This window comes from Arthrobacter globiformis NBRC 12137 (genome assembly GCF_000238915.1).
Classification (GTDB): domain Bacteria; phylum Actinomycetota; class Actinomycetes; order Actinomycetales; family Micrococcaceae; genus Arthrobacter; species Arthrobacter globiformis.
In genome coordinates this window covers 1-15,692 of sequence record NZ_BAEG01000023.1, presented here as the reverse complement: position 1 = coordinate 15,692, position 15,692 = coordinate 1, and the positions used below count along the sequence as shown (strand labels likewise).

Genomic DNA, 15,692 nt, shown 5'->3' with positions numbered 1-15,692 from the left:
GAGCAATTTGCCCGATACCCTTAATGCTGATGACTGCAGCAACGCCGCCGGCGGGACCCCAGGGCACGCTCCTCCTTCTGGTGCGCCACGGGGAGACCCCCACCACGGGCAGGGTGCTGCCGGGGCGGGCCCCTGGACTGCACCTGTCCGAGCGGGGACGGGCCCAGGCAGAACGGGTCGCGGAACGGCTGGCCGGCCTGGCGGTCGACGCCGTCTACTCCTCCCCGCTGGAGCGAACCTGCGAGACGGCCGAGCCCACGGCAAAGAGCGCAGGACTTGAGGTGCGCGAGGAGGCCGGCCTGATCGAATGCGACTTCGGCGAGTGGACCGGCGCCGCCCTCACCGACCTGGCGGGCCTGCCGGAATGGCAGACCGTGCAGCACAACCCGTCGGCCTTTCGTTTCCCCAACGGCGAGAGCTTCACGCAGATGCAGGCGCGGATCGTCAGGGCGCTCGAGGTGCTGGGGACAGCGCACGCCGGGGGCGTCGTCGTCTGTTTCTCCCATGCCGATCCCATCAAGGCGGCAGTCGCGCATGCCTTGGGCACGCCCCTGGACCTCTTCCAGAGAATTGTCATCAGCCCGGGGTCGGTCTCGGCCATCTCCTATTCAGACGGGCAGGCGCCGGCCGTGCTCACGGTGAATTCGACGTCGGAACCGCTGAGCGGGCTGCGGGCGTGAAGGTCAGGTGCCGTGACATGGGGCAGAGGTTGACATGGTGTCCGGACGGGAGCTGAGCCTCCTCGCCGATGGCGAAGTCGAGCTGCTCGGACGCATCCCGCGCAGCAGCAACGAGACGTTCCTGGTGGAGGTCTCCGCCGGGGACGATTCCTCCTATGCGGTGTACAAGCCAGAGGCCGGCGAACGGCCGCTGTCCGATTTCGAGCCCGGGCTGTACCGGCGGGAACGCGCAGCGTACCTGCTCAGCGAGTCCCTCGGCTGGGGAATCGTGCCGCCGACGGTGATCCGCGAGGAAGCACCCTTGGGGATCGGTTCGCTGCAGTGGTTCATCGACTGCGATTTCAGCGAGCACTACTTCACCCTGTACGCCGACGTCCCGGAAACGCACCGCGACCTGGCGCGGATCGCCCTGTTCGATTACGTCGCCAACAACACGGACCGCAAAAGCGGGCACGTGTTGCGCGGCGACGACGGGCGGGTGTGGGGCATCGACCATGGGCTGTGCTTCTCGGCCATCTTCAAACTGCGCACCGTGATCTGGGACTTCGCGGGTGACCCCATCCCCCAAGCCCTGCTCGACGACATCGCCCCGCTCGCCGAGGCCGTGCCCGCCGGTGTGACCGAGCTCCTCGACGGTTCGGAGGTCGCCGCCCTGCAGCGGCGGGTGCGGCGCCTGCTGCACGAACCGGTGCTGCCGGTGGACCGCACCGGCATGCGCTACCCGTGGCCGCTGGTGTAGCCGGGCCTCAAGCGCGAACGAACACTTGGGCCCCGGGCATTGGGGCCACAAGTGTCCGTTCGCGCGTTCTGTGGTGGGGGTGTATGCGCCTGTGCCTGTGCCTTAGCCTGCGGCCAGTTGGGCTGCGGCGGTGTTGAAGTCGAAGTCAACGAAGGTCATGCCGCCGGTAATGTTGATGGCTTCGCCTGAGATGCTGTGTGCCGCGTCGGAGAGAGCGCCCGAATCGAGAAGACCGTCCGGCAGCACATCGAGGGAGTCGGGGCAGGCTCCACGGTTCTCTCCTGGGCACTGCCGGATAGCCCGGAGGTACGGTCTATCGGGCGGGCACAGCCGACCCTACGGAACGCGCCGGGGAACCGCGGTTTGCTCGCGATCCCCCGGCGGGAACCTTACGTGGAGGGGAAGTTGTAGGACGCTCCGGAGGTGTGGTGCGCTTCAGGCCAGCGTGAGGTGATGACCTTGCCGCGCGTGTAGAAGGAGACACCTTCGGGGCCGTAGATGTGCTTGTCGCCGAAGAGCGAGGCCTTCCAGCCGCCGAAGGAGTAGTAGGCCACCGGGACCGGCAGCGGCACGTTGATGCCGATCATCCCGACATCCACCGAGCGCTGGAACTTGCGGGCTGCGGCGCCGGAGGAGGTGAAGATGGCGGTGCCGTTGCCGTAGGGGTTGGCGTTGATCAGCTTGATGCCGTCCTCGAGGGTGTCGACGCGGACGACGACGAGGACGGGTCCGAAGATCTCCTCCTGGTAGGCGGTCATCTCGGTCTTGACATGGTCGATCACGGTGGGGCCAACCCAGAAACCTTCCTCGTGGCCGGGAACGACGAGGTCGCGGCCGTCCACGACCATGGCGGCACCGGCCCGTTCTGCCTCCGTGATGGTCTTGACGATGAATTCCCGGGATTCGGGGCTGATGACCGGGCCCATGTCCGCATCCGGTTCGGTGCCGTTCTTGACCCTGACGTCGAGGGCGCGTTCCTCGACCTTCTTGACCAGCAGGTCCGCGGCGTCGCCGACGGCGACGGCCACGGAGATGGCCATGCAGCGCTGCCCTGCCGAACCGAACGCGGCGGCGGCGAGGTGGTCCGCGGCGTTGTCCAGGTCGGCGTCCGGCAGGACGATGGCGTGGTTCTTCGCCCCGCCGAGCGCCTGGACGCGCTTGCCGTGGGCGGTGGCCACTTCAAGGATGTGCTTTGCCACGGGTGTGGAACCGACGAAGGAGATGCCGTCCACATCCGGGTGCGTCAGCAGGCCCGAGACCACCTCGCGGTCGCCGTGCAGGACCTGGAACACGCCGTCGGGCAGGCCGGCTTCCTTCCAGAGCTTCGCCAGCAGCATCGCCGCGGACGGCACCCGGTGGGAGGGCTTGAGGATGAAGGCGTTGCCCGTGGCGATCGCCATCGGGGCCATCCACAGCGGCACCATGACCGGGAAGTTGAACGGGGTGATGCCGGCGACGACGCCGATCGGCTCACGGAAGGAGAAGACGTCGATGCCGGTGGAGGCCTGGTCCGAGTAGTCGCCCTTGAGCAGCGTGGGAATGCCGCAGGCGAATTCGATGACCTCCAGGCCGCGGCCGAGCTCGCCCTTCGCGTCGGAGAGTACCTTGCCGTGTTCGGAGGTGATCAGCTCGGCCAGTTCGTCCACATGGGAGGCGACCAGTTCGCGGAACTTGAACAGAATGGCGGTGCGCTTGGCCAGGGAAACATCTCCCCAGGACTCGGCGGCCTTCTTGGCAATGGCCACGGTCGCATCGAGGTCGTCCCGGTTCGCCAGCCGCAGCTGCGCCGTCACGGCACCGGTGGCGGGGTTGTAAACGGCCTTGGTGTCGGTTCCATTGCCGGCGGCTTCGGCGCCGCGGATGAAGTGATTGATGGTGATGGTCATTACTGCTCCTGTAGTAAACGGTGGTGTTCAAAGGGCTGTACTGCCCGGATGGCGGCAGGCAGCCCGGAGGCGCGGGATTCGTGCGCAGCCAGCCTGACCGCAAGGTTCTGTTCAGTGAGTTCGCGGTGGACGACGTCATGGCCGGGGTTCCGCACCCAGGTGCTGAACCTTTCGATTTCGACCTTGAACTGGTCTTCAACGATGTCGAAGATCTCTGAGCGGCCGTCGCGGAGTGAAACAGTGACGCGCGCGGCATCTCCCGGGTCTGGGTCGAAGGCCCTGTCCAGCGTGATGTGGCCCTCGGTTCCGATAATCTGCAGCGTGTGGGTGCGGGGTCCCTCGAAGCCGCAGTCAAAGGTTCCGATGACGCCGTCGTAGTCGAGGATGCCGGCCACGGTTGTTTCCACGGTGTCTGTCGGGCTGGTCCCTTTCGCGAAGACGCTGCTGGGGGCCCGGCCCATAACCATGTTCATGATGTCGATGGCGTAGCATCCAACGTCGTTGATGGCGCCACCTTCGAGGCCTGTTTGGAGCCGGACCTCACCCGGTGTGCGGTTCATTACGAAGTGGAACCGTGCGTGCATCGACACGATCTGCCCGATCCGTCCTGAGTTAATGAACTCGCGAACCTTCTGGTGCTGGGGGTGGAAGCGGTACATGAAGGCTTCCATGAGCGTTACGTTGTTCTGCTCGCAGGCTTCCACAGCGCGGCTGTAATCCGCCAGGCTTCCGACCAGGGGCTTCTCGCAGAGGACGTCCTTGCCCGCCTCGGCCGCGGCGATGATCCAGCCGGCGTGCAGACCGTTGGGGAACGGAAGGTACACGGCCTCGATGTTGGGGTCGGCCAGGAGTTCGTCGTGCGATTCGTACACGGCGGGGATGCCAAACCGTGCGGCGACCTCAGCTGCGCGTCCGTTCGGGCTGCTGATCGCCGAAGCGACAGCATTGCGTGCCTTCTGCATGGCAGGCAAGAACCGGTCCTGCGCGATCCGGGCTGTGGTGAGCACTCCCCAGCGCACGGCAGTCATGCCTCAAGCTCCTGCTCCAGTGCACGGAGGAAGGCTACGGATTGCCGGACGTCGCGGACGGGTCCTTCGTCGGCGGGCCCGGTTTCCAGGATGGTGTCCTGCTCCATGGTGAACCAGCCGGGGTATCCGGCGGCGAGCAGGTCTTTGACGATTCCGCCGATTCCAACATCGCCCTGTCCCAGGGGAACGTACATTCCGGTTTTCACGCCGTCCGTGTAGGAGATCTCTCCGGCCTGGACCCGCCGGGCAACTGCCTTGCGGACGTCCTTAAGGTGCGTGTGGCCCACGCGGGAGGCGTATTCGCGGACCAGCCGGGTCGGGTCGGTGCCACCGATGAGAAGGTGCCCGGTGTCGAGGCAGAGGTTCGCTCCGGTGTCATTCAGGACCCGGTCCACATCGGCGGTTGTTTCGATCATGGTGCCTACGTGGGGATGCACGACGGCCTGGATGCCCTTGTCGGCGGCGGCCTTGACGATGGTGTCCAGGTTGCGTCCGAACAGGTACCAGCCCTCGGCGTCCAACTCGTGGCGCTGGTCGTAGCCAGCAGTACCTGTTTCGGCAGCCAGGACCATGATGCTGGCCCCTGCTGCTTCGTAGGCGTCCAGTTCCGCGGAGACGGCCCGCAGGGGGTCCTTGGCGGGGTCATGCAGGATGATCGGGAAGAATCCGCCGATGGCCTGGAGGTCGTGGCGCTTCAGGACTTCGGCACGTTCGGCTGCCTGTTCGGGCAGGAACCCGGCCGGACCGAATTCTGTGGCGCTGATCCCGAGGGCGGTCATTTCGGACAGTACCCGGGCTGCCTCAAGCTGGTGGCCCCATCCGGGTACTTCGCAGACTCCCCAGGAGATCGGGGCTGCGGCAAGGCGGCTGGTGATGATGCTCAATCTGATCCTCCAATGACGTACTGGTCCCAGTCGATGACAGATCCAGTGACCACTCCGCTCCTGCTGGAGAGGAGAAAAACGACGAACTCCGCGATTTCATCCACCTGGCCGAGCTTGCCCATGGGGACGGATTGGTTGGCCTTCTCGAGCCAGTCGTCGCCGGCACCGTGAAAGCGCTTCTGGGTTTCGGCTTCACCGTCGGTGGCGGTCCATCCGATGTCCAGTCCATTGATGCGGATCTTGTCCCAGCGGTGGGCATGGGCCGCGTTGCGGGTCACACCCGCCAGGCCCGCCTTTGCTGCCACATACGGCGCAAGGTACGGCTGGCCTCCAAGTTCGGCGATGGAGATGATGTTGACGATGGATCCGGGGACGCCGCGGTCACGCAGGTGTTTGATGGTCTCCGCCATGATGAAGAATGGCGATTTCAGGTTTATTGCGATGTGGGCATCGAAAAGGTCAGGCGTCGTGTCCAGCATGGTGCCGCGCGTGGTCAGGCCGGCCGCGTTGACAGCGCAGTCGAGGCGGCCAAAGGCGTCGATTGTTTCCAGCACTGATGCGCGCGCCTGTTCCACGTCGCCGAGGTCCGTTTTGATGAAACGGCTCTCGGTGCCGGAATCCCGGAGCTCGGCGGCGATCCTTTCGCCCGAGTCCGCATTGCGGCCGGTGACTGCCACTGCGGCTGCACCTTCGGCGGCTGCGCGACGGGCGATGCCTGCCCCCAGTCCCTGCGTGCCTCCGCTGACGAGGAGGACTTTGTCTTTTAGCAGTTCGCTGTACATTTGTTACTCCTGTCCAACCTTCACAACGCGGCCTGAACGGGCGGATTCCTCTGCGGCATTGGCAAGGACCAGTGCCTGCAAACCGTCCTCGAAGCCGGGGCTGCAGGACGTTCCTGTCCGGATTGACTGGACAAAGCTGTCCAGCTCACGGCGGTACGCCTCGGCGTAGCGTTCCAGGAAGAAGTGCAGGTACGGGTCGGCCTCTTCGGCGCCTGCCGCGGTGTATTTGCGGACGCTTGTGGGGGTTAGGTTGCCGGCGCTGAGCATGCCGTCGCTGCCGAACGCTTCCAGCCGCTGGTCGTGCCCGAAGGCGCTGTGGCGGGAGTTGATGATCGTGATCTGCTCGCCCCTGGCACCGCGAAGATTGATAACGACAGAGTCAAAATCGCCTGCCTCTTCGATGTAGTCGCAGAACAGGTTCGATCCTGTCGCCGACACCTCGATGATCTCCGGGACAAAGAAGCGGGCCATGTCGAGATCGTGGATGCTCTGGTCCCGGAAGATGCCGCCTGAATTGGCGATATAGGACGCCGGTGCCGGTACGGGGTCGCGGCTGATGATGGTCAGCTGCTCGAGGCGGCCGATTTCCCCTGCCTGGACGCGCGCCTGGACCGAGGCGAAGTTCGGATCGAAGCGGCGGTTGAACCCAAGCATCAGCGGCGACTTGCTGTCGCGGATGCTGTCCCGGCAGGACCGTACCCGCTCGATGTCAAGGTCGATGGGCTTTTCGCACAGGGCGGCGACACCGTGGGCTGCGGCGCGGGAAATCAGGTCCACGTGGGTGTTGGTGGGCGATCCAATGATGATGGCGTCCAGATCGCCGATGGCGAAGGCTTCGTCAACGGTAGCTACCGCACGGGCACCGGTTCCGGCTGCCAGGGCCTGGGCACCTTCGATGAAGGGGTCAGCGATGACCGCCAGTTCCAGGTCCGGGTTGGCGAGGATGTTGCGGGCGTGGACTTGGCCGATGCGGCCCGATCCGAAGAGCGCGATCTTCAGCGGGAGTTCAGTGGACATGGGAAAGGTTCCTTCCTGATGTGCCGTCCGGCGAGGCCGGGCCGGATGGTTTGTTGTTGTCGACGGCGACTGTGCCACCGCCGGTGTTCATGGATTGCACAAGCGCCTCGGCGACGCGGACGGCTTGAAGCCCTTCTTCGGCCGTGGCCAGCGGCGAACGGGTCCGGGAGGTCAGTGCGTCGATCCAGGCCTGGGACTGGAGTCGGTAGGCGTCGGCAAAGACCGGCCTCCAGTCGGCCGCATAGGTCCGTGTCGCGGCCAGTGCACGGTTGGCCGTGGTCAGCTGGGGCGCGGAGAGCTCGATCGAGCCCTGTTCGCCCAGAACTTCGCAGCGGACCTCGTAGCCGTACTGGGCATTGAGGAAAACGTCGACGGTCGTCAGAACTCCGTCAGCTGTGCGGAGGTGCAGAAGCTGGGGGTCCTGCCTGGTCTTGTCCAGGGCAGTGCTTTTTGGGGCGTGCCAGCTCACTGATGCAATGGGTGAATCCAGAAGCCAGGCGGTGATGTCGATTTCGTGAATGCCGGAATTGGTGATGGTGGACGCCGAATTGCCGTCGGGATAGGACTTCACGTTGCGGTGCGAGCTCAGGATCATAAGGGGTTGGCCGACGGCTCCTTCGGCGAGCCGTTCCTTCAGTTCCCGGTATGCCGGGTGGAACCTGCGCATGAAGCCGACTGAAATCAGCGGCGTGCCCCCAATGGCATTCTGCTGTTCAACGAGGGCCTGGCACTCCTGAACTGTCGGCGCCAGTGGCTTCTCGCACAGAACAGGTTTGCGGAGTTCGAGGCAGGCGGCCACCTGGTCTGCGTGGGCACCGTCGTGCGAGGCGATAAGGACAGCATCCACGAACGGCGATGCAATAAGCTCCTCAGCGGAGTTGAAGGGCCAGGCACCGGTTTCGACGGCAACGGCATGGGCGCGGTCACTCGCAGGGTCCGCCACTGCTGTGACGGTTGCCCCTGAGATGCTGCCATGGAGAATACGGGCGTGCTCGGCACCCATGACACCGGCTCCTACGACTCCAACGCGTATCGTCATGGTGCTGCCACCGCCGCTGGAGTCCGGCCGGCAAGTACGTCCACCGCGCCCTTGGCGGCGTCGCGGACGGTGTGGGCCATGCCCTGCCGGGTGAAGCCCATCAGGTGTGGCGTTAGAACCACGTTTTCGTGGTCGTAGACCGGATGGTGGGTTGGCGGCTCTGGATCATACGCATCCAGTCCGAGCCCGGCCAGATGCCCTGAGCTCAGCGCATCGTGGGCCGCGTCCAGGTCCACCAGACCGCCCCGGCTGCAGTTGATCAGGACCGCACCCGGCGGCATCAGGGCAATGCGTTCGGCATTTATCAGGTTGCGGTTCTCCGGTGTCAGGGGAACATGGAGCGTGATGAAGTCACTGCGGGCCAGCAGTTCCTCGACAGTGCCGCACCGGACATCGGCCGGCACCTCGGTGAAAGGATCGTGGGCCAGGACCTTCAGGTCAAAGGCCTCGGCGATCCTTGCTACCCGGCGCCCGATCCGGCCGTACCCGACAATGCCCAGCGTGAACCCTTCGAGGTCGCCCACAGCTACGTCGGACCGTTGCTCCCAGCGGCCCTCCCTGACCAGCGAGGTCAGGATTGACAGCTTCTTGACGAGGGCAAGGAGGTGGGAAAAGACGCCTTCGGCGACGGAGGCCGTATTGCTTCCCGGAGTGATGACGACCGGAATTCCGCGGCGGTTCGCTTCCCTGACATCGACAAGGTCAGTGCCTACGCCCGTTCTGGCGATGACTTTCAGTGCCGGCATGCGGTCCAGAAGCTCCCGGTCAACCCGGTAGGCAGCCCGGACGATCGCGGCGTCGGCCCGGGCGAGATCGGCTTCGCTGGGATTTTGGACCAGTTGCTGGTGCGGTGAAAGCACCGGTTCCACGAGATCGGCTTCGACACTGCCGAGAGCCACGAATATTTGGGGTGTGCTGAAAGAAGCCATCGTCTTCCTTGAAGATGTGAGTATGCATTCCCCTGGGCTACGGGCCGCAGGGGTGACTGGGTGGGTGTAGGTCAGAGGCCCAGCAGGCTGGACTTGCGAATGACCAGTTCAGGTACGACGGGCTGGTGCACGAAGCCCTCGCCGTTGTCGTTGATGCGCTGCAGGAGGGTTTTGGCCCCTGTGATGCCGATAGTGGAACTGTCAGGGTCGACAGTGGTGAGCCCAAGCCTGGGCATGGCTCCGAGGGCGATGTTGTCGTAACCGGTGATCGCGATTTCAATCCCGCGCTCATCGGCTGCCGTCATTGCCCCAAGCGCTGCCAGGTCGTTGATGCAGGCCAGAGCCGTGGGGTGGCGCAGGCGTCCGGAGGCACCGAGCGCCCGTTGGGCTGCGACGTACCCGGATTCCTGTGAGAAGTCCGCGTCCACAACGTGAATGTTCCGCCCCAGCCCATGCTCTTCCATGGCTGCCGTGTAGCCCTTGACGCGTTCCTTGCCGACGGAGCCGCCGAGTCCACCCAGGTGTGCGATGCGCTCGTGGCCTTGTTCGATGAGATGCTCCACGACCATCGAAAGTCCGTGGGCGTCGTCGCTGCGGACTACGTCGGCGGTATCGATGTAGTCCGGCCCTCCGCCGGCGAAAACCACGGCTCCTCCTGAAACGACGCGGCTGAACGGGGCTTTGTCAGGCACCGTTCCGACCACGAGGAGACCGGCGACGCCCAGGTCGCGGAACGCCTGGAGGATGGACAGGTCAACACCTGACCCGGCCGCCGATGCCGTGGCCGCACTGAAGAGCACGGTGTGCCCGGCTTCTTCCAGTACTGGCCGTGCGGCATCGACGACGTCGAAGGCCCAGGGGTTGTGGAGGTCGCTGACCAGCACACCGATGTTTCCGCTGTGACGGCTGGACAATGATCTGGCGGCGAGGTTGAGCTCGTACCCGATTTCCTCCATGACTTCCAGCACCCGCCGGCGGCGTTCCTCACTGACGCGCGGAGAGTTGCGCACGACGAGTGAGACCAGGGACTTTGAGACGCCGGCACGTTCGGCCACATCCCTGATTGTTGGCCGCCGGACAGATGCTGTTGCCATGGTTACGCCCGCGCCGCGGTGGTGCCGTTGATTTCCTCGATCTTCTGCCACTGGCCCGACAGCGAGGACGCTTCGGCGGCGCTGACGATCGCGGCAGCGGAGGCAGCATCGTGGATGTTGGAATTCTCCTGTGCACCGCCGGTGACGGCGACCAGGAACTTCTTCGCTTCGATGACTTTCAGGTCATCGAAGCCCATGCTGTTGCCGGGGCCGGGCTGGAAGTGCGCGTAGTCACCGTAACGGGGGCTGGCGTTGACGGTGGTGTAGCCCTGTTCGTCGTTGCTGCGTCCCAGGCAGACCTTGAGCTCGTTCATGCGCTCGAAGTCCCATTTGAGTGAACCTTCGGTTCCGTACACTTCGATCTGGTAGCCGCACTCGGGGCCGACGGCGACGCGGGACGACTCGATGGTGCCGACGGCACCGGCGCCGCGGGCGGACGGGCCGAAGCGGACGAGCGCTGCGGCGTAGTCCTCATTTTCGACGTCTCCCATTTCACCGTTTTCGATCACTGCGAAGTGCGTTGCGGAACCCATCGCAAGCTTCGGCCGCTGCGTATAGACGGTGCTGGTCAGAGCGGTGACCTCGGCGATCGGTCCAACTACATACTGGCACAGGTCGGTGGCGTGGCTGAACAGGTCTGCCAGGACGCCGGTGCCGGCGAGTTTGCGGTCGAAGCGCCAGGACAGTGCACCGTTGGGCTCGGAGGCGTAACCGGAGAAGAAGACTGCCCGGACGTTGGTGATGCGGCCCAACTGGCCGGCGGCGATCAGCTCACGTGCATGCTCCACGGCGGGTGCGTGCCTGTAGTTGTAGCCGATGGAGGTGATCACGCCGGCATCCACTGCCGCTTCCTGCACCGCCGCCGTTTCTTCATAGCCGCGGCCCACCGGCTTCTCGATCCAGAAATGCTTGCCGGCTTTGGCGGCAGCGATTCCGATTTCCGCGTGCAGGAAGTTGGGTGCGCAGATGGAAACAACGTCCACGTCCGGGTGGTTCAGGACGTCGTTGTAGTCGGCAGTGCCCTCGGCGAATCCAAGGACATCCTTTGCGAACTGGATCCGGCTGGGCTCGGTGTCGGCGGCGATGACCAGCTTCGTTTTGATGCCAAGTTCCGGGTAGACGTACGGTACTGCCTGGTAAGCGCGTGAATGGAGCTTTCCCATCCATCCGACGCTGATGAGGCCGACGCCGACGGTGCGGGGTTCTGTGCTCACGTTCTTGCCTTTCTTTCTAGGTTTGAGGTCAGTTTCGGGCGGTTTCGAAGGCGTCGCGGAACGCTGCCGACATGATGGTCGAGTCGGAGCCGATCGCGACGAACCGGAAACCCTGGCGGACGTACTTGGCGGCGGCCATGCCGTCCACGGCCAGGATCCCGGCCGCCTTGTCGTGCAGCTGCGCGGCGGCCACAACCCGCTGCAGTGCGTCCTGGAAAACACTGCTGTCCAGCTGCAGGGGAACGCCTAAGGCGAAGGACAGGTCCAGCGGGCCGATGAAAACGACGTCGACCCCGTCCTGCGCGGCGATGTCCTCGACGTTGTCCAGGGCCTCGGAGGTTTCGATCTGGATGATTCCGACGGTTTCCTGCTCGCCGGAGGTGAGCGGGGAGCGGTCCATGCCCCAACGGCACGACCGGTTGTAGGTGGCCACGCCTCGGTCCCCGTGCGGCGGGTAGAGCAGGTGCCTGACCGATTCCCGGGCCTCTTCGACGTTGCTGAGCCGGGGAACCATGATTCCTGCTGCCCCGTTGTCCAGAACCCTGCCGATGCGGATCCGGTCCCCGGTTTCAACCCGGACGATGGCCGGGACGCCGTAGCTTCCCGCGGCGATGACGCCGTCGCGGACCACATCCTCGCCTCCGGACCCGTGTTCAAGGTCGATCAGCACCCAGTCTGCACCAGCGGCGGCGCAGACTTCGGTGGCGGTGGCCGAGGCCATACCCACGAAGGTTCCGACGGTGGTTTCGCCGTCCGCCAGCCGGCGGCGCAACTGGCCGGTGTTCAGGGGCGTGGCGCTCATCCGAACCACCGCTGGCGGCCGCGTGCCTCTTCGTACTCGGAGCGCAGCTTGTTGACCCAGTCCTGGGTTGATACTTCGGCCGGGGCAACGTCCCACCAGACGTCCCCGCCGGGCAGGTCGACATGGGGAACCGTGGGTACCACGATGACGACGGGCCCTTCGGTGTCGCGGGTGGAGGCCAGTGCTTCCCTGACCTCTGCCGCGGTGGTGGCACGGATGGCCAGGGCGCCAAGGCCTTCGGCGATCTGGCGGAGATCGACTTTGAGGTAGTCACCGTCCAGGCGTGCCTTGGGGGCGTCGTCGACGGCGACGCTTCCGCCGGTGGTGCGGTACCGGAATTCGTTGCCGAATTCCCTGCCGCTGCGGTTCATCTGCAAACGGTGGATCACCTGGTAACCGTGGTTTTCGGACACGACCACGGTGACATTCAGGCCCTCCTGTGCCGCGGTGACGATTTCCGTAGGTGCCATCAGGAACGTGCCGTCGCCGATAAAGGTGACCACGCGGTTGTCGTTGTTTCCCTCGGCGAGGCGCACGCCCATGCCGGCGGCGATTTCATAGCCCATGCAGGAGAACCCGAATTCCAGATGGCAGTTGCGGTTGCCCGTGGCGTCCCAGACTTTCTGCAGGTCACCGGGCGGTCCCCCGGCGGCGGCGATGATGGTGTCACCGGAGCGGGCGTGTTCCTGCATGAGTCCGATCAGCTGCGGCTGCGTCAGGACCGCACCGGTGACCGGGGCATCGGGGTGGTCCTCGGGGCGGAAGGCCGTGTCGGCGTCGAGCCATTGCGCCCGGATGGGGGCCCACTTGGCCTTCTCGGCGTGGACGGTGTCCTGCCACGCTTCGCTGGTGCTGTGGCCCTCCAGGGCGCGGGCCAATGCTTCCAGCCCTAGCCGGGCGTCCGCGAGGATGCCGGTGGCGCCCTGCTTACGGGTGTCAGCATCCACGATGTTCAAGGATGCGAAACGGACGTCCGGATTCTCGAAGACGGACTGGGAGCCGGTGGCGAAGTCGGTGAGGCGGGTGCCTACGCTGAGAACCAGGTCGGCCTGCTTGACCAGGGCGTTGGAGGCGAAGTTCCCTTCGAGTCCGACACCTCCGACCTGCCACCATTCGTCCTTGGTCACGGCGCCCTTGCCGCCGAAGGTTTCAACCACGGGGATGCCAGCCTGGCCGGCCAGTGCTTCCAGCGCCGCGTGGGCGTCAGAGTAGTGGATGCCGCCGCCGGCGATGATCACCGGACGGTCAGCGGCGCGAATGAGCCGGGCGACGTCGTCGACCTCTTCCAAGTCCGGCAGCGGCCGGCGGATCTTCCAGTCGCGGGGTTCGAAGAACTCGGCCGGGAAATCGTAGGCGTGCGACTGCACGTCCTGGGGCAGCGAAATGACCACCGCGCCGGTGTCCGTTGGGCTGGTGAGCACCCGCATCGCCTGCGGCAGGGCTGTCAGGAGCTGCTCCGGGCGCGTGATCCGGTCGAAAAACCGCGAGACCGGCCGGAAGGAGTCGTTGACCGTGGCGTCAGCCTCGGTGGGGTGTTCCAGTTGTTGCAGCACCGGCCCCTGGTGGCGGGTCGCGTAGGTGTCACCGGGCAGCAGCAGGAGCGGAATCCTGTTTACAGTTGCCAGGCCGGCGGCGGTGACGAGGTTAAGGGCACCCGGGCCGATCGATGCCGTCACCGCGAGGACCGCCTGGCGGCGGCTCGCCTTGGCGTAGGCGGTGGAGATGTGGGCCATGTACTGCTCGTGCCGGCCCTGAATGAATGGCATGTCGTCGGCCAGTTCATCGAACGCCTGTCCCAGGCCTGCGACGTTGCCGTGCCCAAAGATCCCCAGTGCCGCGGGGACCAGGCGGCGCCGGACGCCGTCGGCCAGCGAATACTGGACGGAGAGGTACTTGATGACTGCTTGGGCGGTGGTGAGCCTGATGGTCTGCGTTGGTGTGGTCATTGCCTTATTTCCGGTTGTCGTGGTTACCAGGGGCGTCCGTGCAGGACGACTGTCTTCTCTTCGGTCATTTCCTGGACGGCGGAGCGGACGCCTTCCTTGCCGATGCCGCTGCCTTTCAGGCCGCCGTAGGGCATCAGATCGGCACGCCACAGCGGGGACCAGTTGATGTGGATGTTGCCTGCGTCGATCTGCCGCATGGCTTGAACCGTTCCGGCCACGTCGTTGGTGAAGATTCCCGCCCCGAGGCCGTAGTCGTTGTCGTTGGCCATCGCGATGGCGGCGTCCATGTCCGGGGCGGATGAGACGGCGACGGCGGGTCCGAACAGTTCGTTCCGGCTCAGGTTCGACCGCGGGTCCACTCCGGCGACGACGGCGGGTGTCACCACCGCACCGTCACGGTCACCGCCGGTGAGGACCCTGGCGCCGGAATAGCGGGCCTCGGTGATCGAGGTCTGAACGCGGGTAGCTTCCTCCGCGGAGATCAGTGAGCCAAGCCGGGTGTCGTCTTCCTTGGGGTTGCCCACCGCGATGGCCTCAACCTTCGGGACCAGTGCGTCCAGGAAGTCCGCCTCGACGCGGCGGTCAACGATGACCCGCTGCACGGAGATGCAGACCTGACCGGCATTGATGAACCCTCCTGCCGCAACGGCGGTGGATGCCAATTCGAGGTCGGCGTCCGGCAGGATGATCACCGGGCAGGAGGCCCCCAGCTCAAGGGAGAGCTTCTTTACGCCGGCGATGGAGCTGATGCGCGTTCCGGTGCTGGTGGAGCCGGTGAAGGACACCTTGCGCACCCGCGGGTCGGTCACCAGGACGTCGCCCAGGGAGCTTCCGGGACCCGTAATCACGGACAGCGCCTCCGGCGGCAGACCGGCATCGACGAAGCACTGCGCCAGTTTCAGCGCCGTAAGGGGCGTTGCCCGGGCTGGCTTGAGTACGACGGCGTTGCCGGCCGCCAGCGCGGGTGCAATCTTGTGCAGCACCAGCAGGGCGGGGTAGTTGAACGGCGTGATGGCGACGACGATGCCCACCGGCTGCCGGAGCGTGAAGCCGACCTTGTCCAGGCCGGTTCCGGCGTTCGCGTCCAGCGGGAGCGTGGAACCGTACAACTGGCTTCCTTCATACGCTGCCAGGCGGATGATGTTTCCGGACCGGCTCGCCTCGCCCCGGGCTTCCGTGATCGGCTTGCCGGTCTCAGCGCTAATCGTCTGGGCGATGTCTTCGGCTCGTTCATCTGCCAAGGCAGCTGCCCGGAGCAGGATATCCACGCGTGCATGGGCCGGCGTGGCCCTTTGCACGTGCGCTCCGATTTCGGCGCGGTCGAGGGCGGCCATGGCGTCCTCCGCCGTGGCGACGGGCACCGTGTCGATGGTCCGGCCATCAAAGGGTGAACGGACCTCTTCGGTCCGGCCGTCCGCGGCACCGCGCCAGGTTCCGCCTACTAGCATTTCCATAATTGCTCCATCCCAGGTGGTGACCGGCCTGGTCGGACCGCTCACGTTTTGTTCGTATCTGTGTTTCGTTGGAATGCGGGGCCCACAGGCCCGGCAGGGCCCTTAGCCGGCCCTGCGTCGCGAGTGCCCGTCTTGACTGTCAGGCGTGGAGTCGGTCACGTCGGCGACTTCGGCCTGGACTTCCTTGACGATGTCGCT

Annotated in this window: 15 protein-coding genes; 2 read left to right on the top strand and 13 right to left on the bottom strand. The window is 65.4% G+C overall.

Going from position 1 to position 15,692, the window contains the following annotated elements:
- Positions 1-23: 23 nt before the first annotated feature.
- Positions 24-680 (top strand): Rv2135c family putative phosphatase, encoded by a 657-nt coding sequence (locus tag ARGLB_RS03530; protein ID WP_003799005.1) that lies wholly within the window; start codon positions 24-26, stop codon positions 678-680.
- 34 nt (positions 681-714) lie between these two features.
- Positions 715-1,419: an Rv2133c family protein gene (locus ARGLB_RS03525; RefSeq protein WP_003799003.1), complete on the top strand. Its 705-nt coding sequence runs from the start codon at positions 715-717 to the stop codon at positions 1,417-1,419.
- Positions 1,420-1,521: 102 nt separating this feature from the next.
- Here the strand turns inward: ARGLB_RS03525 and ARGLB_RS23500 are convergent, their stop codons facing one another.
- The 13 genes from ARGLB_RS23500 to ARGLB_RS03465 form a co-directional block, all read right to left on the bottom strand.
- Entirely contained in the window at positions 1,522-1,665 is a 144-nt protein-coding gene (locus tag ARGLB_RS23500; protein ID WP_175304954.1) for a hypothetical protein, read from the bottom strand.
- A gap of 143 nt (positions 1,666-1,808) precedes the next feature.
- Positions 1,809-3,305 carry a CoA-acylating methylmalonate-semialdehyde dehydrogenase gene (locus ARGLB_RS03520; RefSeq protein ID WP_003799001.1) on the bottom strand — a complete coding sequence of 499 codons (1,497 nt, stop codon included), beginning with the start codon at positions 3,303-3,305 and terminating at the stop codon, positions 1,809-1,811.
- Positions 3,305-4,333 (bottom strand): Gfo/Idh/MocA family protein, encoded by a 1,029-nt coding sequence (locus ARGLB_RS03515; RefSeq protein WP_003798998.1) that lies wholly within the window; start codon positions 4,331-4,333, stop codon positions 3,305-3,307. The genes ARGLB_RS03520 and ARGLB_RS03515 overlap by 1 nt, the downstream gene beginning before the upstream one ends.
- Positions 4,330-5,217 carry a sugar phosphate isomerase/epimerase family protein gene (locus tag ARGLB_RS03510; RefSeq protein ID WP_003798996.1) on the bottom strand — a complete coding sequence of 296 codons (888 nt, stop codon included), beginning with the start codon at positions 5,215-5,217 and terminating at the stop codon, positions 4,330-4,332. Before ARGLB_RS03510 ends, ARGLB_RS03515 begins: the two co-directional genes overlap by 4 nt.
- Positions 5,214-5,999: an SDR family oxidoreductase gene (locus tag ARGLB_RS03505; RefSeq protein WP_003798994.1), complete on the bottom strand. Its 786-nt coding sequence runs from the start codon at positions 5,997-5,999 to the stop codon at positions 5,214-5,216. The genes ARGLB_RS03510 and ARGLB_RS03505 overlap by 4 nt, the downstream gene beginning before the upstream one ends.
- A 3-nt stretch (positions 6,000-6,002) precedes the next feature.
- Entirely contained in the window at positions 6,003-7,016 is a 1,014-nt protein-coding gene (gene iolG / locus ARGLB_RS03500) for an inositol 2-dehydrogenase (RefSeq protein WP_003798993.1), read from the bottom strand.
- Positions 7,006-8,055 (bottom strand): Gfo/Idh/MocA family protein, encoded by a 1,050-nt coding sequence (locus tag ARGLB_RS03495; RefSeq protein WP_050934263.1) that lies wholly within the window; start codon positions 8,053-8,055, stop codon positions 7,006-7,008. The genes iolG and ARGLB_RS03495 overlap by 11 nt, the downstream gene beginning before the upstream one ends.
- A complete protein-coding gene (locus ARGLB_RS03490; RefSeq protein WP_003798990.1) occupies positions 8,052-8,984 on the bottom strand; it encodes a hydroxyacid dehydrogenase in 933 nt (310 codons plus the stop codon). The genes ARGLB_RS03495 and ARGLB_RS03490 overlap by 4 nt, the downstream gene beginning before the upstream one ends.
- Positions 8,985-9,055: 71 nt before the next feature.
- A complete protein-coding gene (locus ARGLB_RS03485) occupies positions 9,056-10,078 on the bottom strand; it encodes a LacI family DNA-binding transcriptional regulator (RefSeq protein ID WP_043417826.1) in 1,023 nt (340 codons plus the stop codon).
- Positions 10,079-10,080: 2 nt separating this feature from the next.
- Positions 10,081-11,292, bottom strand: coding sequence for a Gfo/Idh/MocA family protein (locus ARGLB_RS03480; RefSeq protein WP_003798986.1), 1,212 nt, complete (start codon positions 11,290-11,292; stop codon positions 10,081-10,083).
- A gap of 28 nt (positions 11,293-11,320) precedes the next feature.
- Positions 11,321-12,094 carry an HpcH/HpaI aldolase family protein gene (locus tag ARGLB_RS03475; RefSeq protein WP_003798984.1) on the bottom strand — a complete coding sequence of 258 codons (774 nt, stop codon included), beginning with the start codon at positions 12,092-12,094 and terminating at the stop codon, positions 11,321-11,323.
- A complete protein-coding gene (gene iolD / locus ARGLB_RS03470; RefSeq protein ID WP_003798981.1) occupies positions 12,091-14,040 on the bottom strand; it encodes a 3D-(3,5/4)-trihydroxycyclohexane-1,2-dione acylhydrolase (decyclizing) in 1,950 nt (649 codons plus the stop codon). The genes ARGLB_RS03475 and iolD overlap by 4 nt, the downstream gene beginning before the upstream one ends.
- A 23-nt stretch (positions 14,041-14,063) precedes the next feature.
- Positions 14,064-15,494, bottom strand: coding sequence for an aldehyde dehydrogenase family protein (locus ARGLB_RS03465; protein WP_003798978.1), 1,431 nt, complete (start codon positions 15,492-15,494; stop codon positions 14,064-14,066).
- Between the last annotated feature and the right edge of the window lie 198 nt (positions 15,495-15,692).